Here is a 24,120-nt window from a genome sequence, read left to right on the forward strand (position 1 = left end):
TTAATGTTTACGGTTTTAATTTCATTACATTAAATTCAGGGTCTGCTAATAATTTGGGGTCTAACACGGTATTGGATTGCATCCAGCGCTTTGCCAGTTTGACCAGTTTTGAGTCATTGATCGCAATCATGTTGATCAAACAGTTTTGCTCATCCAGATAAAGATAACTGCACTGATCTGCTGCGTTTTGACGTAGCACAATCTGCTTGGTTTTTTCAGGTTGGTAAGTCCCTAAAATCTGAATATTGTAGTGATACTGGTCTGACCATAACCAAGGAATATCCAGATATTGCGTATCCATACCTAACATCGACTTTGCAGCGGCAATGGCTTGATTTTGCGCATTGGCCCAAGACTGAATGCAATAGCCCAAACTTGGATGTATCGCCACATCACCTGCGGCATAAATGTCTTGGTCTGAAGTTTGTCCAAAACCATTGACGACAATGCCATCCTTAACGTCTAAACCCGCACTCACACCCAGCTCTTTGGCAATATCTGCACCCGCACCCACCACCACACAATCAAACAGTTCACTGGTATTTGGATGATTCACCACTTCAACTTGCTGTTGACCTGCTTCAATCAAATGCACATTTTTACTATTTAAATGGATCTGAGTACCTTGTTGTTGATGCATATTTTGCAAAAATTCAGACACATCAGGGCTAACACTACGTGCACAAAGTCGATCACCGTATTCAAAAACATGCACTTGTTTGCCTTGTTTCCGTGCCGTTGCTGCAATTTCCAAGCCGATCCAACCACCACCAATTACTGCTAACTTTTGCGTATGTTGTAAGATTTCGGCTAAACGTTCACAGTCTTGTACATTCCGTAAAGTCACCACATTGGGAATAAACTGCCATGTATTGACTGGTACACGTGCTCGACTTCCAGTCGCAATCAATAATTTGTCATAAGGCAAAACTTGACCACTTTCTAAAACCACATGTTTTTGTTGGCGATCCACTTGTGTTGCCACAGCAGGCTTGTGCCACTCGATATTAAAATCTTGCATCTGTTCAGCAGAGAACAGATGCAAACTGTCATAACTGGCTTCTTTGGAGAGGACTTGTTTTGACAGCGGTGGGCGTTCGTAAAATACCCGTTCCTCATTGGATACCACATGAATTTCACCTAGAAATCCATGTTGACGGAGTGTGCTTACTGCCCAACCCGCAGCTTGTCCTGCGCCAACAATGACAATTCTTTGCATAGCTTAATCTCCCTGTTCCAACTGCTTATACAGGTTTGACTTGGCGACGAGTGTGGTCATCTAAACCACCTTCAACCGCCCACTCAGTAAAGAGTTCTAAACAATGTTCTTCAACACGTGGTTGCCATTCTTCCGTCAAATAATCATCATTGGTGTAGTATTCAAATGCACCACCCAAAGGTGAGTTGACATACCAAAAGTAAGCCGAAGAAATTGGATGACGACCCGGACCAATAAAAGTAGACCATTCAGAACGGTTCATGTTTAAGCCACCGCCAATCACTTCATGAATATCACGCACCACAAAGGCAACATGATTGAGTCCAGCAGGTTTATTGGGTACTGAAAGCAAGAACAAATCATGATGATAGCCTTTGCCACGACAACGTAAAAAAGCACCACGATTACGATAAGCATCCGATAAGAAGAAACCGAGCTTTTCGATATAGAACGATTCTGTTTTTTCTAAATCTGGGGTAAAGAACACCACATGTCCAATCGCAATAGGTTGCCCTTTTTCATACACTGGACTGGCTGCATTGACACGAGTGATACTGCCGTATTGATTAATCCCTTCAGTTTTTAACGCAGGTAACTCTTGGGTAAAGCTGGCTTGAAAGCGAATGGTCATCCCATTTGGGTCTAAGCATTGCAGCATGTCAGCCGTAGCTTGATAACCATCTACATCTTTCAGGCGAGTCGCTAAATCAGCCAAATCCTGTGCTGCATCATCCAAGCCCCAAGTCACTTCACGTAAAGTTGAACCTGACTCGATGGCCTGTGGTAGACGCGGGTCATCACAATCAAATAAATAAATTTTACTGCCGTTCTGGGTTTGATAAAGATCTGTACCCTCAATATCTGATTGGCTTGGCTTTAAACCAAAATCTGCCAAAAATTTATTTGAAGCAGCCCGATCCTCAACGCCAAACTTTAAAATCTCGATCCCTGTAATCATGAAACAATTCCTTAATTAAAGACAAAACCACCATTTACGGGAATATTCTGTCCAGTCACAAATGAGGACAAATCCGAAAGTAAATAAAGTGCTGTTCCGTTCAGATCCTGTGGTAACTGCTGACGTTGAATCGCACGACCATTTACATATAAATCATGACGTTCTTGCGGTACATATTCTGTTGCTTCAACCAGTGTCAATCCTGGAGAAAGCGTATTGATACAGATATTAAATGGCCCTAACTCTCTGGCCATCGAACGGGTCATTGCCAGCAAAGCACCTTTACTTGCAACATAAGCCATCAAGTTAGGTGCGCCCCATAAAGCCGTATCCGATGCCACATTAATTACCTTGCCTGCATCAGACTGCTTGAGATATGGCACACATGCTTTGGTGACCAACCACGTCCCTTTGACATTGATGTTCATGACGCGATCCCATAGATCGGCGTCATAATCCATCAAGCTTTTACCACCCACATTGGTCGCAAGTGCAGCGCAATTCACCAAACCATCTATTCCAGCTAAATGTTCAGCTGCTTGCTGAACAGCCTGTTGAATCGAATCAGCATCAGCCAAGTCAATCGTGACCGCAGTCACCAGTAAACCCTGTGCCTGCAATACTACTGCTTCTTGTTGCACAAGATCTGTCAAGATATCCGCCATGACCACTTGAGCACCTGCTTCGGCAATGGCCTGTGCAAAGTCTCGTCCCAAGCCTCTTGCTGCGCCTGTAACGAAGACTTTTTTGCCCTGCAGCAATGCGACATTAACCATGAACTTGTTCCTGCATTTCAATACGGTTTGAGCTATTCAAGCTCGCAATTTTCTTTAACTGCTTTTCCGCTTCTTTTTTCATTAAACGGCGTAAGCGCGATAAACCGACATCATGTTGATAGAGGAATTCATGTCGACGTGCATTTGGCGCAAGATTTTCTAAAATAATTCGATCTTGTTCCAAGACATCCCAATGCAGTTTTTCTAAATGATTGCGATAAAGAAAACGCCAGACATTACGTTGCCAACCACTGACTTTACGACAACGCCAGAAGAAAACACGGGTATTTTGAGCATCAATCGGTGTGGCATAACCCACAATCCAAAACTCACCACCTGGACCAAAATCTTTACGATAAGGAATCGAAAGACGCAACCAACTTGCACCGGTATTGGCATATTCAACCCAGTCAAAATTGACCCCTGTTTGCCCTTCTTTTTCAAAGACAAAACCATTTTCTGTTGAGCGGTGTTTCATTTCTGCGGTACGTTCACCGTCCGCCATTGAGTGCGAAGTACAATGCAAATAGGTGCCATGCATTGGATCCATCACATTATCAATCGCATATTGATGATTGACCTTCCAATCCGCTTGGCATAGGAATGAACTCCACTCCCCACTCGCCAATTGCTCAGGAAAATCAAGCGGCTGAGCGACTTCATTTGGATCAATGCCAAACCACAGGAAAATTGCACCATGTTGTTCAATCACTGGGTAGCTTTTCACACAGGTTGTGCCTTTCATTGGGCATTCATGTACTGCGGGTACATCTTCAACCTTGCCATCATGGCGAACTTCAACGCCGTGATACCAACATGCCACGCGATTACCTAAGTTCCAGCCTAAAGAAAGACGCGCACCACGGTGGGGACAACGATCTTCTAAAGCATGCACCTGACCTTGGTCATCACGCCAAACCACGATATTTTCACCTAAACGGGTTATACCCACAGGATTGGCTGCGACTTCCCAACTTGCCAGTACAGGATGCCATTGATCACGCAAACCTAAATCTAAATACTCCTCAACACTCGGAGTCACTGTTACTGCTGCATTCATCACTGTTCTTCCTTGAATCAATAACCTAAACGTTGCATTTCTTCAGAAAATGTTTCAGAAGTCCAAAGTTCACCAGACTCGCAACGAAAACCTTGTTGATTTAAAGATTGAACCAAATCAGTAAGTTCTGTTACGCCTGAAGAAAAGGCTTGAATTAAATGTTGAACAAAATCCTGCTCATAGACTGTTGGCACTTTATAACGTGTTTGCCAAACCAAAAGCTCTGGCTGTCCTGGTATTTGAATATTGTTAATCCCTGCTTCGGTCGCTGGCGTGGCATGAATCCAGTTCGCTAGCTTCTCATTAAATGTTTTCATGAGATTCCATCCTTATAAATAAGACTTATAGTTGAATTTGAACGTCCTGCCCTTCAACACGTACGGGATAAGTACACAAATTACGACATCCCGGTCCACTTTTTAGCTCACCTGTTTGAATATCAAAAATTGCCTCATGTAATGGGCATTCCACGGTTTGATCTTCAATAAAACCTTCTGTTAGCAACGCAAAGGCATGTGGGCAAACATTCTCGATCGCAAAATAATTGTCATCGATAAAAAAAACACCAATTTTCTTACCCTCGACTTCTATGGCTTTCGGCTCGTCTTCGGTAATGTCATCTTGCTGACAAACTGAGATCCAACTCATTTTTGCATCCTTATTTGTTTTATATATAAAACTTAATTTAGCATTTAAAACATAATGAATAGCATAAGCTTTGATCATTTTGCTTGTCAAATACTATATTTTTATGTTTTTCAATGAATTAATAAAAAGTTATAATTTTAGATGTTTCTTAATCAAAAAAATGTTTTATATATAAACATTGAGATTAGAAAAATTGATGATTACTATAGTGGTATTCCATGTGCAGGAATTGCAAAATAAACACAGGGCAACTTGGCAATGAACTTAATAAATGATGCTCTCTTGGAGCAAAATGCTGAACCCAATAATGATGAGCGTTATTTAGTACCGGGTTTGGTGCGTGGCTTAGCTATTTTAAAATTATTTGATCAACAGCATCAGGAAATGACCATTTCTGAAATCGCAGAAAAATTAGATGTAAACCGTTCGAGTGCTTTTCGTTTAATCCACACTTTAGAGTTTTGTGGTTATTTAAGAAAAATGTCGCAAAAGACTTATGCGCTGAACAGCAACGTGATGGAACTTGGTTTTAACAGCTTATCGAAATCATCGCTGACTGATCTGGCTAGCCCCATCATGCGTGAATTACGCGATAAAATTAAAATCGCTGTGCATCTTTCGATTTTAGAAGGCACCGATATTGTCTTTATCAGCAATGCCCAATCTATTGGTTCATTTACCAGTAATGTGCATATTGGTACACGTTGGCATGCCCATGCCACCGTAATTGGACAATTAATTTTATCTCGCCTTTCTGAGGCTGAAGTAATTAAACGCTATGAACATTTTACCGATTGGAAAGTCTATTCTGATCGTACGCCACGTGATCTGGCAAGCTTATTAGAACGTTTAAACTATGTCCGCAGTCAGGATTTTATGATCAGTTGGGGGCATTTTAATACTGATATGGCTGCCAGTGCTGCACCGATTTATAGTCAGGCAACTCAAGAAATTGCTGCTGTATTATCTGTAAGTTGCCCACTCAGCACCTATACAGAAGATTTATTTAGAGGTGAGATTTCTCAAAATGTGGTTGAGTATGCTGATAAAATTTCAAAATTTATTTATTTTTAAGCATTGATAAAATCTCATCGCTTCAATTTCGGCATCGTGAATACAAACCAAACTTTCTAGATATACACGCCAAATTAAAAATCTTCCTGGTTTTTATTTGGCGATCATTATTATTTTATTTCTTTTTTGGGAGTGGGGCTTAAAACCTCAATGCTCACGCTATGTTTCTTAAAAGAACCGCTGCGCTTTTGACTAAACCTGAATGTTTAAAAGTCGCAAACATTGGGCTGCTTTATAATTCAATTTCTCTACTGATGATGGCAGAAGCAATTGCTTGAGCAGTAGATTTTACTCCTAAGCGCTTTCTTATACTGCGTAAATGATTTTCAACAGTTCTCTCTGAAATTTTTAAAATGTCGGCAATCTCAAAATGCTTTTGACCCACTGCTGCCCATTTTAAAACTTCTTTTTCACGTTTGGTCAGTATTTTTTTATGCGCAATTCTATGCTTTTGTTTATGTAGAATTTCACCAAAGGCAATATTACAAACCATCTGTACTGTGAGTTTAAAATCAGCACCCATATCCGAAATTTCACCCGCAAATGAAATTGCACCTTCTAAACCTGTTCGACCAAATACGGGCACTTGTATTCCATTGACCTCACCAAGATGTAGAGGGCTTTTGATAATCCGATAGGTTTCTTTTGCAGTTTTTTTCTGCGAGCTCTTTGCCCAAAAAAAGGCTTCATCGTATTCAAAAATATGCTTGGTGATTGGGCAGCGGCGTAAATATACTTCACGCTCTTCGATATTGCTGCGATCAACCCAATTGCCATGCACAAAGAAAACTTCATCAATCCATTCATGTTGGTTTTGAGGTGAAACACTACATACAATAATCCGATCAAAATTTAGCTGAGCAGCAAATCCCACCAAAATTTTAAATAGACTTTCGAGGTCACGCGCTTGTCTCAATTGGTGAACGGTCTGAAACAATAAATCGGCCAGTTGATTGCTTGCAAGTCTCATAAAGCCGTCTTCTCACTAAACTGAACGCTTAAAACTAAAAATATTGAAGATCAGCAGCAAATCGCCTCTAGATCTCCAATATTGAGATAAAAAGTTGCGTCTAAATAGAAACAACCTCTTGATTGATGCTTATACCAATTCAGGATCAGCCAATAAGGTTTCAGCGGCTAACTTACCTAAATTATGCGATGCCAAAGGACTATCTCCAGTCAGAAGTTTTCGGTCTTTATGGACCTGCCCTGTAATACCTTTATTTAGGATTTTAACGCCTAATTTATCGAGATTTTCACCCACCAACCATTGTAATGGCCCAGGCATATAACCAATTTCAATATTTGCGCCTTTATCTAAAAAGTCAGGAAATACACAAATTTCATAATCTTTAAATATATAGTTTTCTGGTTTTTCATCGACGGCTGCGGCAAGTAAAGCTGCGGGTCCATGACACAGTGTAATCACATATTTATCGTTGTTTATCACCCATTCTAAAACTTTTTTAACACTTTTACTTTCAGGAATTTTCGCGAGTACACCATGACCACCGGGAATGAAAACCCCTGCATATGGCGAGTTTCCTGCAATGATCTGGTCCAAAATATCATCAAGCTTTAACGGGTTTTTAAGTTTTTCAGCATACTTTGCATAGGTATCTAAAACCACTTGATCTTCATTCGGCATTGCCCACATTTCCAACTTGGCAGGATTGCCTGAGAGCGTTGCAATATCAAACTCAAAGCCTGCATTGTCTAAATGAAATACCGGAAGTAACATTTCAACTGGATGATTTCCTGTAGAAAAGAATTTGCCGTTCTGCATCAGGATATAGCGCTCATCCGTTGCTATCATCAGAATTTTTTTGTCGCCACGATATGGCTTGGGATAAGTCGTACCGTCATAATCTGTTTTCGATGCGGTATATTGGCTTAAAGAATAAGGGGATGGAAAAAATGCATTATCTTCAGCAGTATCTGGTGTAGGTATTTTACTTAGTTCAGTCATTTTTTACTCCAAGCGTTCTTATAGAGGATATATTCAACATGCACAGTATATTCTGCCCTAAAAAGATTTTTGAATGAGGGAAAACCCCTATTCCTACATTTTTAAAACATATGCTGAATTCAATTTTAATCACGCTATCGCTGCCAATAAACCCTGTTTTATTAACATTAAGTATCTGATTTTTATTTAATTAGATTTCAAGAAAGTTTTATATTTTCTACGATCCATACTCACGCTCGATACAGAAATACAACGTAGAGATGAAATGAAATACTGTGAGAGATTTTTTAAATGTTGATTGTGTATTAGACTTTGAAACTCAAAATTCCGCTTAGAAAAAATCAATGGCTTCAATGATGAAACTTAACCATGATCTTAGATTAAGTTTCACCTGATTAGCTTAACCCATTATCTTCGTTCACCAACAATGACGAAGTTCATGAATTTAAAACAATGGGTCATCGTTAAATTATTTCCATTCCATCTCACCCGTCAACACTTTAGAGCTTAACTCCAAAGAACTTTCTTCGGCCAAGTTCGGGTATTTTTCTTTTAAAGCAGCAATCACTGATGCTGAATCTTTATGATCTTTTAAAACTTGATCAACATCCACAAGGTATTGATAAGTAAAGTCGATTGCTTGAGTTCCTGTTGGAATATCACCAATATAATGTCCAGGAATCACTGCACGTGGATTTAAACGATTCATTTGTTTTAGCGTTTTTCGCCACTCGTTACGTTCTTTTTCAGTTTGTGCATCTGCTGTCCACACATGGATCCCTGAAGATAGCCCTACACCACCTAGAATTGTACGATTGCTTGGAACCCAAAGATAAGATGCGTATTTACCCGGTGATTTGATCTCAATTTTTTCACCTTCTAGCACAATGGTTTTATCTTCACTGGCACTCGGTACAATCACTTGAGATGGCGCACCATTTTTTAAGATAGGCCCCCAATAAGCAAACTTACCTTCTTTGGTTGCTTCAATATGTTTAACAACTTCTGGGGTTGCAATCACTTTTGCATCTGGAAACGCTTGTACCAGTGGCTCTAAACCAAAATAAAAATCTGGATCACCCGCAGTAATCACAATATATTTAAGGTTTTTACCGCTGTCTTGAATGATTTTAACCAAGTTCTTTGCATCGTTAACACTGAATTGCGCATCCACCAGCACTGCATCTTTTTCACCCGAAATAAGTGTAGATGTAACTGGAAAAATGCCTTGTGCTTGAGGGTTATAAACTTTATAGCTTAACTCTGCTGCAAATGCAGAAGCACTCAACATCACTGAACTTGCAAGAAGTGTTTTTAAGAATAATTTCATATTGTTGGCTCTCTTTAGAATTAAATTAAGATTTAAGTAGTTGTTGATCTAAAAAACGTACAAAATCCTCTGATTTATTATAAAAACCATGAAGCGGTATTTTGCCCATTTCACCATGTTGATTTTCATACACCAATGTTGGAAAACCTTGTCCTCGAACATGGGATAATAATTGGCGTGCATACTGAATATATTCATCTTGTTGATCTTGATCGATCGCATCTAAATATTTAGACCATTGGTCATTATTCAGTCCTAACTCGACAGCAAATTGCGCCAGTACACTATACTGTGTGACATTTAGACCTTTTTGATAGTAGCCCTGTTGTATTAAATTTAATAACGATATCATCGCGCTATGCCCTACCCCCTGCTGAATACTCAGTAAAGCATGAGTTGCAGGGATAGAGTTCATGATCAGTGTGCTGTCTTTAAGCAAACCATTTTTATATTCATCACCAAAATCAACACCTGTGAGTTGATGGATTTGTTCATCATAGTGAATGATCTGTGTTCGCATTGCTGCTGTCATTTGTGGTTGATGATCTTCACTATAAAGTCCACCAAAATGTAGACGTTGTAGATTTGGAAATTTTTCTTCGACTGCATTAATTAAAGGCAGTGCCCCATAACTCCAGCCGCAGATTGGGTCGATAATCCAGTGTAGAATTGGAGAAGCCATAAATTAACTCTCATCTATAAATATATGATTCAAAATATGTGAAAAGCCACACAGTTTTGCTGATATTTGTTATAGTAAATAATAAACTTACTTTTTGTAAGTACTTACTAAAAAGTAAGTGTTTTTTAGTCATGGAAAGTTTATGAATACTGATGAATCTTGTTTAGCCGCAAATGTGTTGTCAAAGAATTGCCCGTCTCGGGTTAAGCTTATGCATTTAACCAATCGTTGGGGCGTTCTGGTCATGTTCTGTTTAAGACGAGGAACACACCGTTTTAGTGAGTTAAGACGTAGAATTGATGGCATCAGTGAAAAAATGTTGACTCAAACTTTACGTGATTTGGAAAATGATGGTTTTGTGATTCGTAAGGAATATCCAGTTATTCCGCCACATGTAGAATATTCTTTATCTGAAAATAAAGGAGTTGAAGTCGCTGAAAAAATTTATGACTTGGTTCAATGGATTGAACAAAATGAAAATTAACTTGGAATTGTTATAAGTTTCCATCCATTCTTTAGAGTACGGCACTAATGGTTTTAACGCAGAAGCTTTAAAAGGCATTTGGTCCATACTGCCAATGAAATACTTATTTAAACCAAGTACATCAACCCATTGTGTAGAGCTTGGAGCATATTGATATTTGTTCAATCCACCAAACAATCCAATTGGATCTTTAATTATATATCGCCCAACATTATACGAATAGTAACGATAACGGTATAGTGAAGCCCTATTTCTTGATCCTTGCGCTTCAGACAGAGCAATGCTCTGTCTTTGCTCATGCACCTTGGAAACGGATATTGTTTGAAATAATTTCTGAGTTTTCAAAGAAATTGGAATTAGCCTTTTCAGCTTTGCACTCACCCCACACCTTGTATTGCGGTTTCCAAATGATCAAACCTGAGTGGTCTGTCATTTCCTGTGGTGTACCCAAATGGTCACAATGGTAGAACCATACATCATCAAAGCCTTTGCTTTTCTTGTTGGTTTTCCATATCGGATCACGGTAAATATTATACGGTTTATCTGTCCAATCAGGTGTTTGGTATAATCTTCTGCAGACTCAGACTCATCATTTAGCACGCCAAACTCTCGATTCCATTAATGCCAATGAAAAAAATTCATTTTGCGCAATAAATCCTAATTTTTCTTCAAATTTATCTGTTTCTTCTAGCTTAATTTGAAATGCTTTATCAAATAAACTTACATTCTCTTTGATATAAAATTTAGAATTTAATGTAAATGTTAATCTTCTATACTTCATTTGATAATTTCTTTTGTATATCGCTTTTGGGCTTAAATCATCAAGTTCATGGTTTTTAAATATTCTAAAACCGAAACTTTCACATCTCATCCCTTTTAAATATGGTTTTGATCTAAATTTAATATCAATTTATTGCTAAAGATGCCTTTAATAATAGGTTTGTGTAAACAAAGCCATTACTGATCCCTTATTATCTTTCTTCCTAGGTTTAGTGAATTAACAATATTCTCTAGAACTAGACCAATTTTAAAATCATTACTTTCAATGTTATTAATTAAGTCTAAGGATACATAAGACATAGTTTTATCAATCAATTTCAATAAATCACTTATTTTTTTTAATTCAAACTCAACAAAATCTAAACTTTCACTTTTTTTATTTAAATTAATTAAATTTACTGTAAGCTCATATTAAAAATTCACATATATATCATTCTCAATTATAGGAATAATATACACGTCCAATATTAACCTATATGTTATTGATTTTAATTCAATTGAATTTGATGCATAAAAAATGTTTGTATAAAAATAGGCATCTATTACATCAAACCTTTCATCTTCATTTAACGAATTTAACCATTGTAAATCTACGTTATATAGATAATTTTTTACAATCATCCAATTTCTAGTCACTTTTAATGGAAGCAAAAAATTTTCATTTAAAAAAGCTTCATAACTCATACTTATTTAATCCTTTTACGATAATAGCCATTATAACGTGCTTCAGATATCGGATGTCCATGAAACTCATTAGTACTTGAAGAAACCTCAATGCGCATATACTGTGTTGGTTTTCCTTCGTTGTAACCAATCACTCTCCCCGCATCATAAATATAATAATGTGATCCTTTACCATCATTTTCATGTTCTATACCTTTTGATAAACTTTCTTTCTCAATTCTATTTCTGAAAGCAGTAACTTGTGGTGTTGTCGCACTACACCCTAAACTATCACTCCAATATTGAGCTGGTTTCCCATAGCTAGAATATTTTATAGCAGTGTCTTTACATTTTGCTTGCGTATGTTTTAAATACACTCCTGATTTAGAATTTTCCCTATGTCGTCTATCTACTTTTATTTCATCTAAACTTCTTTGTTTCAAACCTAGAGGGTCAACACATTCTAGAGGGTTATGTGCGTACTGATAAAAATTAACACCACCAAATAAACCCACTGGATCTTTACTAACAAACCTCCCTACATAAGGCGAGTAATAACGATAACGGTTATAATGTAGTCCTGTTTCTTGATCCTTGCGCTTCAGACAGAGCAATGCTCTGTCTTTGCTCATGCATCTTGGAAACGAATATTATTTGAAATAATTTCTGAATTTTCAAAGAAATTTGATTTAGCCTTCTCAGTCTTACACTCACCCCACGCCTTATACTCCGCCTTCCAAATGACAGCACCAGACTGATCACTCATTTCTTGTGGTGTACCTAAGTGGTCACAGTGGTAGAACCATACATCATCGAAGCCTTTGCTTGGTGGTTTTCGATAGCAAATTTTGGCGTACGTTATATGAATCATTAAAATAAAAATAAGCTCAATGAAGCTATCATTGAGCTTTGTATAATTTGAAATAACTTATCTGATTTTAAATTTTATTGATTAGAAAAAACTACAATTTTCCATTCAGGTAGATGACCATCCCATCCACACGGAAAACCACCATTTAAATATATTTCTAAAATTTCTTTCCAGATTGTAGGAAAATAGTCATTTGCATAACATTGAAATATTATACCTATATCTCTATACATTACATTAACTCTACTATCAGACAAGCTTCACCCGTTATCCATTTTTCTTTAGCTCCGTTAAAGTCTTGATTTTCAAATCCAAAATAATTTTTTGTTTTAATTTATATTTAATCCGATCGTTCCATTCAAAGCTTTCTAGAAAAATATCGGGGGGATCAGTCACAGTTTCCCATTCATCAAAATCATCAAAACTATCATTAGTCGCATAATCTATCCCTAAATTAGCATCAAAAATAATCTTGTAATCTTTTTCAGTACTAAACTTAGTATTATAAAAATTACCTTTTTCCAAAAAAGATATAAATTCAGCTGCACTTTCTACTACTTGATCCCAAGTCTTCATTTATGTTCCTTTCACATGGTCTCTTATCGTATTAGTGCCTTCATTCCTCTTCAAAAATATCAAATGAATGTAAATTTATATTATCCAAACTCGCTAATTGTTTTTTCATAAATTCATACTTACTTTGTTTTTCTTTATTTTTTCCATTAAAAAAACCCAATTTCAAAATAGTTTCTATTCCACCGTCATTTATTTGCAAATCACCATCAGGTAACTTATTTTGCAATATTTTAAAATTATCACAAAATAATCCCTCATAAGAGTAATAATTTCCCAAATAATCGCTGCTATGTTCAATAAAAGAAATATCAAATTTTTTTTCAAAAATTCGAACTAAATCAATTGGGTTTAAGTTTGTCGTATATGCTAAAAAAAAACTCTTTTTCATTTTACACCTTACATACAGTTTGCTGGAATTCTTGTACCTTCCGCTTTAGCTTTGGCATTTTCTGGACTATCAAATATCATAACATTTACATCCCGTCCTCCCGCGAGTTTTGACATCTTTTGAAGTACACCATTAATACCTAATTTATTTGCTTCGACTGAGTTTATCTCAATAGGTAATGTACGATTACCTTTTGCTAAACCCATTTTTTTTGCTTTTTCAAATAATTCTGGTTGAATCACAGCTATGTCAAAATCACTTACTCTTCCATCATCAAAAGCTTTACCCGTCTCAAAACTTCTACCACTATGTGCACTTCCTTGCATATACATCGTCGCACCTTTAAATCCTAATTTAGAAAACCCTGCCTGCATCGCTTGTCCAAACTGCTTTAATTGACCAAAGCTTTTAAAGCCTTTTGGTATTTTTTGACAGCTTAATCCTAGTGGATCAACCCATTCTGTAGGACTTGGGGTATAAGCATAATTATTACTTCCCCCCAACAACCCAATTGGATCTTTACTTACAAACCGTCCCACATAGGGCGAGTAATAACGATACCGGTTATAGTGTAAACCCGTCTCTAAATCGAAATACTGACCTTGGAAACGAATATTATTGCTGATGATTTCTGAATTTTCAAAGAAATTAGACTTCGCTTTCTCTGTTTGACATTCACCCCAAGCCTTATATTGTGCTTTCCAAATGATTGCCCCTGAGTGGTCTGTCATTTCCTGTGGCGTACCTAAGTGGTCACAATGATAGAACCATACATCATCAAAGCCTTTGCTTTGTTTGGTAGTTTTCCACAATGGGTCACGATGTACACTATACGGCTTGTCTGACCAATGAGGTGTTTGGTGTAGTTCTATAGGGCTTTGATAGACGGCTTGCAGCATCGGCACAAAACTATCTTTTTCGTAGATATAGTGTTTAGTGGCTTGTTCTGTTGACTCATAAGCCAATGTGTCACCATCCCATCCATAGATGATGTTGTGCTCATCACCTGTATGGTGGTGCTTACTACGTTTTTGTATTCTTCGTCCTAAAGCGTCATAGCGATATTCTGCTGTGTATTGGCTGTTACGGCTTTTGATCATTCGACCATAAACATCCCACTCAAGATTTAAATCACCTTGCGTTGATTTTTGTCGAACCAATTGTCCGTATGCATCATATTGGTATTGTTGGTCTAGGTATTCTTTGACCACGTTATTGACTAGACGATTGTAGCCATAGCCTTTTTCTTCTGCTCGTTGTACATAGTTTTGATCTTGATGTTGGGCTTTGTCATCATTGTAGCGATCTATGATGTTACTGGCAGGGTCAAATTTAAAGGTTTCTTTACCCAATTTACTGCTTGCTTCAAGTAAGCGTCCTACAGGATCGTATTTGTAGGCAATGTTGCCACGACGAGAATCTTTGATGGCAGTCAATTCACCTGTTTTGTCGTATTGATACAGTCGTTGTACCAATTGACTAGTTTGCTGTAAGGCATTGTTCTGTTTTGCTTGATTTTGCGCTGAGTATTGGTTTTGGTAGCCATTGTCATGTTCATTCAGCATGATTTGGCTGTGTAAGCGTCCAGCAAGGTCGAACTGTTGTTCTTGGCTGATGCCATTGGCGTAGTGACGTACAATTTCACGGTGTAGGTCATCTCGTTCAAAACTGACAAGGTCTTGTCCATTGACAATCAGGCTTTGTACATGCCCTGTACCATAAGTTAGCCAATCAATGTTTTGTCCATCAGGACGTATGGTTTTGATTCGATCATTGATTTCATCGTAGCTGTGTTTCCATACTGCTGTTTTGTTACTCTTGTAATCCTGTTGGTGTTCTTTGATCACATTGCCCGCAGCATCGTAGAACCATTGTAGGTTAGTCTCTGCATTCTTGGCATGCAAAATACGCCCCATGTAATCGTAGGCAAATTCTTCAGTCTGTTTGGCTTCAAGTTCTAAGCCGTAGTGACCATAGCCTGCGGTACGTTGTTCCAAACGCCCCATACTGTCAAAGATGAATTGTTGAATTCGATCTTTCGGGGCAGCACGGTCTTTGAGGTCTTGCCCATGTGCTGAAGCAACTTCGATACTGGTCGCAAGCTGTCCTGTGCCTTCATCGTAGTGGTAAATGGTTTCTTTATCATCAAAGTCAATTTCTTTGATTAAGCGTCCACCAAGATCGTAGAAGAATTGGTAACTTGCACCGTTCTCATTAATCAATCGGGTCAAACGTCCAAGGCGATCCCACTTGTATTTCAGTTTATGGTTGAGTGCATCGGTACGTGACAGGATTAAACCTGCTTCGTCGTATTCATAGCGTGTTTGATGTTGTTTTGGATCAATATGAACCAGTAAGCGTCCTTCAGCATCATGAACAAAGTGTTCTACTGCGCCATCAGCATGTTGGATTTTTTCCAGTTGACCAAAGGCATTTAAAGGTAAGCCTTTGATGATTGGTTCTCTTTTTTCAGTGGTCAGCTCAGTATAGAAATATTCAACTTTTTGTTTTAGAGCATTTTCAATATTTTTAACACGGCCACGTTCATCGTATTGCCATTTTGTTTCTTTGCCTGAACAATCGGTATAGCTAAGTAAGTTACCTTGATCATCGTATTTCAGGGCTTTAGAGCCACCTTTGGCATCGGTGATTGAAGTCACTAAACCCATGCCATTGTAAGCATAAGCAGTTTCATGTTTCAGTGGATCAATCTCTTTGATCAGATTGCCTGAACTATCGTATTGCTTAAACCAACGACCTTGTTCTGCATCAACCATCCCAATCAGATTATCTTTGTCATCATATTCAAAATAACTGGTTGCACCATTGTCTTGGGTATTGGTTAAGACATTACCACACTCATCGTAAGTATAAGAGGTTTTTGAGCCATCTTTAGCGATATGCAAAGTGATGTTTTTGGCATTGTCTCTAAAGAACCATTCCTGAAAATTATCGGGATAGACAATACGGTAGGTATAGCCATCGATATCGTAAAAATGTTCAGTGGTATTACCTTCAACATCCATCACATAGGTTTTACGAATGTTTTGATCCCAGTCAATTTTTGCAGCACGACTGGCATTGTCTGCCCATTCTTCAATGGCTTTAGATGTCGGTAAAATACCATCCCATTTCAGATTCATACCGCGTTGGGTCAAATCAGTATATCGAGTGATAAGGTGGTGCTTATATTGGTAATGGTAGGATGCAGCAAATTCGTTGGTGGCTTTGATTAAGTCACCGTGCTCATCATAATCGTAGCTGGCTAATACACGATCTAACTGACCTTTTTTGACTGTCCAAATATCAGAAACTAAGCCTTTTGGAGTGAGCTGTAGAGCGAGATGTGCCAGTTCACGGTCGTCCTGTTTGAATAGAATGTCCGAAAGAATAGATTTCTTCTCTGCATTGACATGGTCATAGCGTAGTGCAACTTTAAATCCATGTTTACGTTCTATATAAGACAGGCGATAGTCTTCACCATATTTTTCATAGAATCGCTTTTCATCATCACCATAAGCGATGAGATGTAATTGATCTGACAGTACCGTATAAGTATGCTGTTCGACTGGATCATAAATACTTTGACCTTTCTTTAACTCAGGCAGATCAATTGGTCGTCCATCCAAACCGATATATTCCAAGCCTTTTTGATACTCTTTTTGCTCTTTGTTTTTAGGATCGTATTTGAATTTACGTGAAATTTTAGTGGTGAAAGGTGTAATCCAACGTGCGCCAAAAATGGAGTCATCCATCTGATACAAATTTGACGCATAGGTACGATTGATACTGTCTTGAATCATACCGCCAATTTGAGCATCAAAATGGGAGAAGAATTCCGTCCCCATGGCAAAGGTAATTGCACCACTCGTACTCCCCATACAATTTTTACATTGGCTTGCATTTTTATTTGCTGGGGCTTGAGACGTTGATTTTTCTAATCGAGCATCATTATGTTGTTTTTTAGCTTCAGCTGTTTGTTGTGCTTTGATTTGTGCTGCTTTCGCGGCATCTTTTTTATGTTTTTTTACTGCCAATAGTAAAACAGATAACAGCCATCCTATGGTGAAAGCTGTTTCAGCACCCCCTAAACTTTTTATTTTTGTGTTTGCTGTTATTCCGAGTTGATTAATATTGCTACCGAGTTTTAAAACAGCAGCTTTATCTTCATTTTTAATTACCCACATTGCACCTTTGGTCAGTAAATTAGCACCACTCTTTGCATCTCCTTTCCAAGTATTCTCAACAGTGTAAACTATATTTTTTCCTGCTCTTAGAATCTCGCCATTCATTAAGCGAGGAATAATGGCAGCTCTTTGTTCTTCTGCTCTTTTATAATTGGCATCAGGTTTTGCAATTGTCCCTTTCTCAACAATTTCACGTATTCCTGTATTGATTGTTGTTGCACCCTTTTCAACCCATGCACCCGTGTCAGTCAGTGTTGAATTTAATCTCTTCTGAGCTTCAGTCGCAAACTTTTCGACATCGCCCGCCAATGCCGAGCTTAAATGCTCAGCTATAACACTAACAATAGTTGCGCTAATCGCGGGACCAAGTTGCTCTTTAGTGAATTTTTTTACACCATTTTTGGTAATTCGTCTTATTTCTTCTCTAACTAAAAATAATGCAGGACGCGCCATTGTGCGGGCAGTCGCTGTTGCTGGACCTGGGATAATTGCAATTGCATCAATTCCTAAATTTGCCCAATCTATAATATCAGCGTTGCTAAATCCCTTATCATAAATTTGCATCACATCAGAGACCACATCAACAGCAGCAAATATACTCCCTAAAAATGGTATATTTCTTGCCACCGTTTCAACTCGATCCAAAGTAACATTATTATTTGTTTTAGCTTTTAACCATTTATCGATCTTTGCTTTAGAATTTTGGACATCAGCAATTGTTAATGTATTTAAGGGTGCGACAACTTCAGGAGTACTTTGTGCCATGTTCTTCTCTAATTATAAAAATGTTTTAAATGGTGATTGAATATTAGATGTAATGTTGTTGCTTATATTCGGCTGAGAAGACTGTGTTAATGTTCTTAATGGATTACTTTGCTGATTCGATGCTACAAAACCTGTGCTACTACCAAACGACTGACTTAAATTTGTAATCTCACTTGAGCCTGCCACCTGTTGCATCACCATTGGTAATAAAGCTTTCGCACCTTGGTCTTTCAACTTTTTAACAGATTCAATTTTTTGTTGTACCGATTTAACATTACTCGCAAGCTGGCTCAATTGCTTAAAACCATTTTTCAAAGTATCCGTTAAACCTTTAGTACCAGATTGAATACCAATATTACCTTCTTCATCATTTTTATTTGGCCAATCTACTTTACGTTTAAAATCACTCGATTCATCCCATGGATCACGAGGATCAGGCTCAAATAAAACTTTGACTGAACCAGTCGCTAAACCTGAAACACGCGCAAAACCTTTATCATCCAACTTCCCATTGACAACTTTACCCAAAGTGTCTGTGACTGTATAACCAGCCCCTTTAACAAATTCACCATGCGAATAATCATGTAATAACTCCAAAATACCTGAAGCACGTTTCGGTGGTGGTGGTAGATTAGATTTAGCACTAACACTTGCCCCGCCCTGAAACACATGCTGCCCAGCATTCACCTCAAACTTCCCACCTGTTTTTGGGAAAATTCCTGAATTATTCAGTGCAATTTGCGATGAACCACCTGTAATCACAACCTCTTTAGGACTACTAATCACAACTTTGTCATCGATAGATGAAATGGTAATACCCAGCTTGGCAAATACATCTAAAGCATCGGACTGTGCTTGAATTTCAACTTTACTTTGTGCTGCAATGGCTTTAATGCCACCTTGAGCAGCAAATAAACTGAGTTTGTTTTGCGCGTGTGCAATCAAATTCTTTTGCGTACTCAAGTTGATGCTATCGCCTGCAATTTGATTGATCTGCGAATCTGCTGATAAATGAATATCTTCAGGGGTACTTAAGGCAATCCCATCTTGTGAGCTTAATAAAAGCAAGGCTTTATTAAATTTAGCAATTTTTTGCTCGAGCTGTTCTGTAAATTCTTTTAGTTGCTCAATCGATTCTATTTCATCCGTCTTTTGATTCTTGGCAATATCACTTAAGGCTTTACTGTTGGTCTGGCTACCTTCAAGTTGCTTTTTGGCAAGCTCTGAATCAAGGTGATCACCTTTGGCTTGGTCTTGTTTATAGGTCGAAAGCAGTAAACCTTGCCCTGCGCGAACGGCCCCCCATTGGTCAGTACGAAGTTCAAAACCTTCACCACGATCATCACTTTCTGCTTTGTCTTTAGGATGACTCAGTTTGCCCAAGTTGAGTTGGCTGGCGGCATGACTACTTTGTAACTGGCTGCTGATTTGGCCAGTAGTATCGTCAAACCTCAGTTGATTGTAGCCACTGCCTTGATACTCTCGACTTTTTATTCCTGCCAGTTTCTTGGTGTCAGGCAGTTTGCCTTTGTCATCAAACTTGCTTGGATGGCGTTGCGCTTCATGGATGCGCCCAACCACAAATGGACGGTCAATGTTGCCATCAAAGAAATCAATCACAACAATTTCACCGATTCTCGGTAAGAATCGCGCCCCATAGCCTTCACCTGCCCATGGGGTCAGGACATCCACCCAAGCTGAATCTGTGTCATTGTCATTAGAACCCGCACCGCCATCATGGGTATTGTCTTCATTACGGCTAAACAGGAAGCGGACTTTAATACGTCCCCATTCATCAACATGGATTTCTTCTCCACTTGGCCCCACTACTTTGGCCCGTTGTGGTGATGCAAGCGGTCGGTGTTGTAATGGGTTATAGGCTGGAACCGTGCTGATGTTACGACGTTGAATGGTTAAGTTACTGGCTTGACGTTCATCACTCGTGTTGCTGGTGATTTGACTTGTTTGCCAATTGCTTTGTTGAACTAAAGCGGTGACTTGATCGGTAAGATCTTTGGGTAAATTGTTTTGGTTATAAAAGCTTTTAGCTATGATTAAAAATTCTTTGTCTGCACCTGAGTGTTGATCTATCTCTGGATGTTCATTCAATTCAAACCAATAACCAACATGTGCATCGCGCACAGTTGACGTTGCAGTAAATTGTTTGGCTTGTGAATCGTAATAGTTACTGAGGTTTTGATTAAATTTTTCAATCTGACTGTTGCCCGATGGCGTTGCACCATCTTCGCCATTCAAGTCTTGAATCCATGCAGGGCTAAAGTGCCATGCTTGTTCTAAAGCTAGACTGGCATTGTCATAATTTTCACTATGGCTGTGTTTACTTTGGACACTGCCAGCGCCTTCATCAATATCCAATACATCAGCTTGCCAACGTTGGATATACACTGAAGTCGGTTGAATGGAACGCTGACCAATAAAATTGGTAATTGAATCAGTTTTTTCTACGGCGCTGCTTCTATGGAAGCGAATATTGCGGCGTTCTAAGGCACTAAATTGCGAATTATCATCAATTAAACGAAGCTTTTGTGCTTGGATTTGTTCTGTTGAACTCGACACTTTAAGTTGTGCTTCATCGATCAGCCAGTTAATCCCTTCACTTCTCATCAAACGGGTCAGGAAGTCAAAATCACTTTCAGAAGCCTGCATAATGAATGGACGTACATCATAGTCTTTGCTCAGTCCACTCTTATCTAAACTCAGACTTGAGGCAAACAGCGGGCTGCGTTGCCATTCTTGGAACACGGTCTGGATCACATCCACAACCGACTTATTCATAAATACTCGAGAGTTTCTACGATGTTTCCAAAGTGCTGTTGGGTCTTCTACAGTCAAACGATAGATAGTAAGAGAACCATCAGATGCGCCAATATCGGCTTGGGTCACAATCCCTGAAATACGGGTTAATTCAGATTTATCTGTGACAATATCAATTGCAGCTTGCGTTCCAATAAAGCTTTTTAAAGGGATAGTTGCTGACGTTGCAAGACAGATGAGTTGGAGCCGAACACCCTCATTGATTTGATGTGTTCCATCGATACGTTGTAGGAACACCTGTTGGCTCAACGCCGAATTAGAAAATTGTACGTGAATCGCACGTTTTTGTGCTGATAAGCCAAGCTGCTCCAAAGCAGTGTAAATATTGTTAGACATGCATTATTATTTAATTTTAAATTGTGATGTATTCTACTAAAAAGTTAGGCGGACTGTCTATACAGACCTGTCTATTTATTACTGGTTATTTACACAACATTGATAATGATCATTTGCGCTGATTAAAAACTTGAAAGTGTGCTTAGAGTTTTTCATCAAACATAAGTGATCAACAGCTCAAGATAAAAAGCTAAAATATCAAACGTATATAATATTAATATTGGATTCTTATTCACGCTCTAAAATACGGGGACCAGATCCTTGGTGTCTCAATACATCTTCTGGATTACGTAAAGGACATTGTTTTAGAGATAAACAACCACAACCGATACACCAATCCATTTCATCTCTTAAACGTGTTAGTTTTTGAATACGCTCATCTAAATCCTTACGCCAATGCGATGATAACACTGACCATTGTTCTGCGGTTAATTTGCTTCCCATAGGATAAACACTTAATGCATTTTTAATTTCCTCCAGAGAAATTCCGACTTTTTGTGCAACCTTAATAATTCCAATATAACGTAAGACAATTGATGGAAAACGACGCTGATTTCCATTTGTTCTAATACTTTTAATTAGCCCTTTCGACTCATAAAAATGCAAGGTTGAAACGGCTACACCACTCCGTTTAGCCACCTCTCCTACCGTCATCATTCGATTAAAATCAATTTTTTCTTCTGCCTGCATTTTGATATTTCTCAACATTACTTGAGGTTTTATAATTCAGCAAAGCACATTTGTCAATTGATCTTAGCTGCCATGGCTTTTCATCATTACAACTCAAAATACAAAAAAAGCTATCGCCAATTTAAGCCATTGTAAAAATCTTATCTCTCCACAAATTTTCTGATCAAAGCCCATTGACCTAAATATAACTTGAGGTTTTAGACTGCTTGCCACAGCTGTTATGAATAACAACAAGCTATTCATTTTAAAGGTTTTAATTATCCAGTCTTATTTCTTCAGGAAATATTCTCATGCCATATTTCATTAAATTAAGTTTAGAAAGCCAATGGCTGTGGGCCATCAGCAGATGTTGTCTTGCGCTTCTATTTCTAAGTTCAGGACTTAGTAAAATTCTTGCTGTTGAAACAGGATTTTTGGAAATGCAGGCTGCTGGTCTAGAGCCTGCCTGGTTATTTAATTATGCTTCTGCGTTGATTCTGCTTGTGGGTGCCTATTGTATTTTATTTGAGCGGCATATGTGGTTCGGCACACTGATTCTTTCCGTATTTTTAGCACTGACAATTGCGATTGTGCATCACTTTTGGAACATGACTGGTATTCAAGCCAATATCGCCTTTTACTTTGCACTTGAACATATTTCAGTGATTGGTGGTCTTTTAGCGCTGACCATTGCCAGTCATTTGCGACAACAACTCCGCAACCTTGGAGTTGTCGCATGAAAAACAACAAATGGCTTTTTCTAATCGCGATCACTTTAATTCTCGTGGGTGTCGCAATCTATTTTTATTTAAATTCTCGTTCAAGTGAAACGCATCAATCTGGCGCTTACCCTCCAGTCAAAGTGGCCTTGAGTACAGTGGTCGAACAAAATATTCCACAAGTGCTTTCCAGTATTGGTGAGTTGGAAGCAATCCGACAAGTCAAAGTGTCAACAGAAACAACAGGTATGATCAAACAGATTTATTTCCAATCTGGACAAGCGGTTCAACAAGGTCAAATACTGGTTCAACTCAATACCGATGTTGAACAAGCTCAATTAGGTCTCTTGCAAGCCAAATTGAAACAAGCCGAAATGGCCTATCACCGCAGCAAACTTCTGATTGATAGTCATGCAATTTCACGGGCAGAAATGGATACCGCATTGGCTGATCGAGATATGACGCGTGCAGAAATCCAACAGCTACAAGCCAGCATAAAACAGAAAGCGATTCGTGCCCCCTTTTCTGGTGTCATGGGAATACGCCAAGTACATCAAGGGCAATATTTAGAGGCAGGCACTGGTATTGCTAATCTGGTCGACTTTCGACAAATTCTTGCTAATTTCACATTGGATGAACAATTGGCATCAAGATTAAAAATCGGACAATCTGTACAACTCAAAATTGATGCATTTCCTGAAAAGTCCTTTACAGCTGTGGTAAGTGCAATCGAACCGCTGATCACAACATCGCGAACTGTGCAGGGGCAAGCAATTTTAAATAACCATGATCAACAGTTAAAACCGGGCATGTATGCCAAATTAGACATCCAAGAATCTGAACGCCCAAGCTTAGTCGTTCCTGAAACTGCAATTACCTATACGGCTTATGGCAATACTGTCTTCCTTGCAAAACAAGACCATAACAAGCTGATTGTGCAACGTGTGGCGGTAGTGCTCGGTGAGCGCTATCAAGCCAAAGTTGTAGTCAAATCTGGGCTCAAAGCAGGTGATCAAGTTGTTGTATCAGGACAACTTAAATTAAGTGATGGTATGCAAGTTGAGCCGACCGTAAATACACTTGAGCATCCCCAATCTTCCTCGATCAAGCCCAAAGTCTAGGGAGATAAGC

Annotated in this window: 21 protein-coding genes and 2 pseudogenes; 4 read left to right on the plus strand and 19 right to left on the minus strand. The window is 38.5% G+C overall.

From position 1 onward, the window contains the following. Positions 1-7: 7 nt before the first annotated feature. The 6 genes from AC07WY_RS08220 to AC07WY_RS08245 are packed head-to-tail and all read right to left on the minus strand — an operon-like array spanning position 8 to position 4,661. Positions 8-1,219 (minus strand): NAD(P)/FAD-dependent oxidoreductase, encoded by a 1,212-nt coding sequence (locus tag AC07WY_RS08220; RefSeq protein ID WP_494736117.1) that lies wholly within the window; start codon positions 1,217-1,219, stop codon positions 8-10. A 25-nt stretch (positions 1,220-1,244) separates the two neighbouring features. Next, the gene (locus AC07WY_RS08225) at positions 1,245-2,177 is read right to left on the minus strand and encodes a VOC family protein (protein ID WP_419335187.1); all 933 of its coding nucleotides are present in this window, start codon (positions 2,175-2,177) and stop codon (positions 1,245-1,247) included. A gap of 11 nt (positions 2,178-2,188) precedes the next feature. Then, positions 2,189-2,953 carry an SDR family oxidoreductase gene (locus tag AC07WY_RS08230; RefSeq protein ID WP_494736118.1) on the minus strand — a complete coding sequence of 255 codons (765 nt, stop codon included), beginning with the start codon at positions 2,951-2,953 and terminating at the stop codon, positions 2,189-2,191. After that, complete coding sequence (locus AC07WY_RS08235) at positions 2,946-4,013, minus strand: Rieske 2Fe-2S domain-containing protein (protein ID WP_419335184.1); 1,068 nt, start codon at positions 4,011-4,013, stop codon at positions 2,946-2,948. Before AC07WY_RS08235 ends, AC07WY_RS08230 begins: the two co-directional genes overlap by 8 nt. 17 nt (positions 4,014-4,030) lie before the next feature. Beyond that, on the minus strand, positions 4,031-4,330 hold the full coding sequence (locus tag AC07WY_RS08240) for a recombinase-like helix-turn-helix domain-containing protein (RefSeq protein ID WP_004823462.1): 300 nt from the start codon (positions 4,328-4,330) through the stop codon (positions 4,031-4,033). Between the two features lie 25 nt (positions 4,331-4,355). Continuing rightward, positions 4,356-4,661 carry a non-heme iron oxygenase ferredoxin subunit gene (locus tag AC07WY_RS08245; protein ID WP_419335182.1) on the minus strand — a complete coding sequence of 102 codons (306 nt, stop codon included), beginning with the start codon at positions 4,659-4,661 and terminating at the stop codon, positions 4,356-4,358. A gap of 258 nt (positions 4,662-4,919) precedes the next feature. Between AC07WY_RS08245 and AC07WY_RS08250 the strand changes: the two genes are divergently transcribed. Continuing rightward, on the plus strand, positions 4,920-5,735 hold the full coding sequence (locus AC07WY_RS08250) for an IclR family transcriptional regulator (RefSeq protein WP_315074445.1): 816 nt from the start codon (positions 4,920-4,922) through the stop codon (positions 5,733-5,735). Between the two features lie 232 nt (positions 5,736-5,967). Here AC07WY_RS08250 and AC07WY_RS08255 read toward each other — a convergent pair whose 3' ends face one another. From AC07WY_RS08255 to AC07WY_RS08270, 4 genes are all read right to left on the minus strand, one after another. Next, positions 5,968-6,705 (minus strand): PA1136 family autoinducer-binding transcriptional regulator, encoded by a 738-nt coding sequence (locus AC07WY_RS08255; protein ID WP_494736119.1) that lies wholly within the window; start codon positions 6,703-6,705, stop codon positions 5,968-5,970. 129 nt (positions 6,706-6,834) lie between these two features. After that, the gene (hchA, locus tag AC07WY_RS08260) at positions 6,835-7,704 is read right to left on the minus strand and encodes a glyoxalase III HchA (protein WP_494736120.1); all 870 of its coding nucleotides are present in this window, start codon (positions 7,702-7,704) and stop codon (positions 6,835-6,837) included. Between the two features lie 469 nt (positions 7,705-8,173). Beyond that, positions 8,174-9,034, minus strand: coding sequence for a Vmh family MBL fold metallo-hydrolase (locus AC07WY_RS08265; RefSeq protein WP_244013736.1), 861 nt, complete (start codon positions 9,032-9,034; stop codon positions 8,174-8,176). Between the two features lie 25 nt (positions 9,035-9,059). Continuing rightward, positions 9,060-9,716: a DsbA family protein gene (locus tag AC07WY_RS08270; protein WP_494736121.1), complete on the minus strand. Its 657-nt coding sequence runs from the start codon at positions 9,714-9,716 to the stop codon at positions 9,060-9,062. A 142-nt stretch (positions 9,717-9,858) separates the two neighbouring features. Between AC07WY_RS08270 and AC07WY_RS08275 the strand changes: the two genes are divergently transcribed. Continuing rightward, positions 9,859-10,200, plus strand: coding sequence for a winged helix-turn-helix transcriptional regulator (locus AC07WY_RS08275; protein WP_105713494.1), 342 nt, complete (start codon positions 9,859-9,861; stop codon positions 10,198-10,200). A gap of 105 nt (positions 10,201-10,305) precedes the next feature. Here AC07WY_RS08275 and AC07WY_RS08280 read toward each other — a convergent pair. The 9 genes and pseudogenes from AC07WY_RS08280 to soxR all read right to left on the minus strand — a co-directional run. Continuing rightward, a pseudogene (locus AC07WY_RS08280) lies at positions 10,306-10,768 on the minus strand (RHS repeat domain-containing protein); the annotation flags it as partial. A gap of 21 nt (positions 10,769-10,789) precedes the next feature. After that, complete coding sequence (locus AC07WY_RS08285; RefSeq protein ID WP_494736122.1) at positions 10,790-10,981, minus strand: hypothetical protein; 192 nt, start codon at positions 10,979-10,981, stop codon at positions 10,790-10,792. A 410-nt stretch (positions 10,982-11,391) separates the two neighbouring features. After that, positions 11,392-11,664 carry a hypothetical protein gene (locus tag AC07WY_RS08290; RefSeq protein WP_494736123.1) on the minus strand — a complete coding sequence of 91 codons (273 nt, stop codon included), beginning with the start codon at positions 11,662-11,664 and terminating at the stop codon, positions 11,392-11,394. Positions 11,665-11,666: 2 nt separating this feature from the next. Then, positions 11,667-12,466: pseudogene (locus AC07WY_RS08295) on the minus strand (RHS repeat domain-containing protein); the annotation flags it as partial. Between the two features lie 315 nt (positions 12,467-12,781). Next, a complete protein-coding gene (locus tag AC07WY_RS08300; RefSeq protein WP_494736124.1) occupies positions 12,782-13,090 on the minus strand; it encodes a hypothetical protein in 309 nt (102 codons plus the stop codon). A 40-nt stretch (positions 13,091-13,130) separates the two neighbouring features. After that, on the minus strand, positions 13,131-13,478 hold the full coding sequence (locus tag AC07WY_RS08305; protein ID WP_227549130.1) for a hypothetical protein: 348 nt from the start codon (positions 13,476-13,478) through the stop codon (positions 13,131-13,133). 8 nt (positions 13,479-13,486) lie between these two features. Further along, positions 13,487-18,430 carry an RHS repeat-associated core domain-containing protein gene (locus AC07WY_RS08310; protein ID WP_494736125.1) on the minus strand — a complete coding sequence of 1,648 codons (4,944 nt, stop codon included), beginning with the start codon at positions 18,428-18,430 and terminating at the stop codon, positions 13,487-13,489. Between the two features lie 12 nt (positions 18,431-18,442). Further along, positions 18,443-21,601, minus strand: a complete 3,159-nt coding sequence (locus tag AC07WY_RS08315; protein WP_494736126.1) for a type VI secretion system Vgr family protein — start codon at positions 21,599-21,601, stop codon at positions 18,443-18,445. Positions 21,602-21,829: 228 nt separating this feature from the next. Further along, positions 21,830-22,291 (minus strand): redox-sensitive transcriptional activator SoxR, encoded by a 462-nt coding sequence (soxR, locus tag AC07WY_RS08320; RefSeq protein WP_154130881.1) that lies wholly within the window; start codon positions 22,289-22,291, stop codon positions 21,830-21,832. 290 nt (positions 22,292-22,581) lie between these two features. Between soxR and AC07WY_RS08325 the strand changes: the two genes are divergently transcribed. Further along, positions 22,582-23,010, plus strand: a complete 429-nt coding sequence (locus AC07WY_RS08325) for a DoxX family protein (RefSeq protein WP_419336387.1) — start codon at positions 22,582-22,584, stop codon at positions 23,008-23,010. Further along, positions 23,007-24,110, plus strand: a complete 1,104-nt coding sequence (locus AC07WY_RS08330) for an efflux RND transporter periplasmic adaptor subunit (protein WP_494736127.1) — start codon at positions 23,007-23,009, stop codon at positions 24,108-24,110. The genes AC07WY_RS08325 and AC07WY_RS08330 overlap by 4 nt, the downstream gene beginning before the upstream one ends. Positions 24,111-24,120: the final 10 nt, after the last annotated feature.

It is taken from the genome of Acinetobacter sp. GW821-FHT01C12, from assembly GCF_059422625.1.

Coding starts and splice junctions, on each gene's coding strand:
- AC07WY_RS08235 (WP_419335184.1), bottom strand. CDS start 4,013: ATGAATGCAGCAGTAACAGTGACTCCGAGTGTTGAGGAGTATTTAGAT.
- AC07WY_RS08330 (WP_494736127.1), top strand. CDS start 23,007: ATGAAAAACAACAAATGGCTTTTTCTAATCGCGATCACTTTAATTCTC.
- AC07WY_RS08305 (WP_227549130.1), bottom strand. CDS start 13,478: ATGAAAAAGAGTTTTTTTTTAGCATATACGACAAACTTAAACCCAATT.
- AC07WY_RS08285 (WP_494736122.1), bottom strand. CDS start 10,981: ATGAAGTATAGAAGATTAACATTTACATTAAATTCTAAATTTTATATC.
- AC07WY_RS08225 (WP_419335187.1), bottom strand. CDS start 2,177: ATGATTACAGGGATCGAGATTTTAAAGTTTGGCGTTGAGGATCGGGCT.
- AC07WY_RS08325 (WP_419336387.1), top strand. CDS start 22,582: ATGCCATATTTCATTAAATTAAGTTTAGAAAGCCAATGGCTGTGGGCC.
- AC07WY_RS08275 (WP_105713494.1), top strand. CDS start 9,859: ATGAATACTGATGAATCTTGTTTAGCCGCAAATGTGTTGTCAAAGAAT.
- AC07WY_RS08310 (WP_494736125.1), bottom strand. CDS start 18,430: ATGGCACAAAGTACTCCTGAAGTTGTCGCACCCTTAAATACATTAACA.
- AC07WY_RS08270 (WP_494736121.1), bottom strand. CDS start 9,716: ATGGCTTCTCCAATTCTACACTGGATTATCGACCCAATCTGCGGCTGG.
- AC07WY_RS08250 (WP_315074445.1), top strand. CDS start 4,920: ATGAACTTAATAAATGATGCTCTCTTGGAGCAAAATGCTGAACCCAAT.
- AC07WY_RS08290 (WP_494736123.1), bottom strand. CDS start 11,664: ATGAGTTATGAAGCTTTTTTAAATGAAAATTTTTTGCTTCCATTAAAA.
- AC07WY_RS08220 (WP_494736117.1), bottom strand. CDS start 1,219: ATGCAAAGAATTGTCATTGTTGGCGCAGGACAAGCTGCGGGTTGGGCA.
- AC07WY_RS08265 (WP_244013736.1), bottom strand. CDS start 9,034: ATGAAATTATTCTTAAAAACACTTCTTGCAAGTTCAGTGATGTTGAGT.
- AC07WY_RS08315 (WP_494736126.1), bottom strand. CDS start 21,601: ATGTCTAACAATATTTACACTGCTTTGGAGCAGCTTGGCTTATCAGCA.
- AC07WY_RS08240 (WP_004823462.1), bottom strand. CDS start 4,330: ATGAAAACATTTAATGAGAAGCTAGCGAACTGGATTCATGCCACGCCA.
- soxR (WP_154130881.1), bottom strand. CDS start 22,291: ATGCAGGCAGAAGAAAAAATTGATTTTAATCGAATGATGACGGTAGGA.
- AC07WY_RS08245 (WP_419335182.1), bottom strand. CDS start 4,661: ATGAGTTGGATCTCAGTTTGTCAGCAAGATGACATTACCGAAGACGAG.
- hchA (WP_494736120.1), bottom strand. CDS start 7,704: ATGACTGAACTAAGTAAAATACCTACACCAGATACTGCTGAAGATAAT.
- AC07WY_RS08255 (WP_494736119.1), bottom strand. CDS start 6,705: ATGAGACTTGCAAGCAATCAACTGGCCGATTTATTGTTTCAGACCGTT.
- AC07WY_RS08230 (WP_494736118.1), bottom strand. CDS start 2,953: ATGGTTAATGTCGCATTGCTGCAGGGCAAAAAAGTCTTCGTTACAGGC.
- AC07WY_RS08300 (WP_494736124.1), bottom strand. CDS start 13,090: ATGAAGACTTGGGATCAAGTAGTAGAAAGTGCAGCTGAATTTATATCT.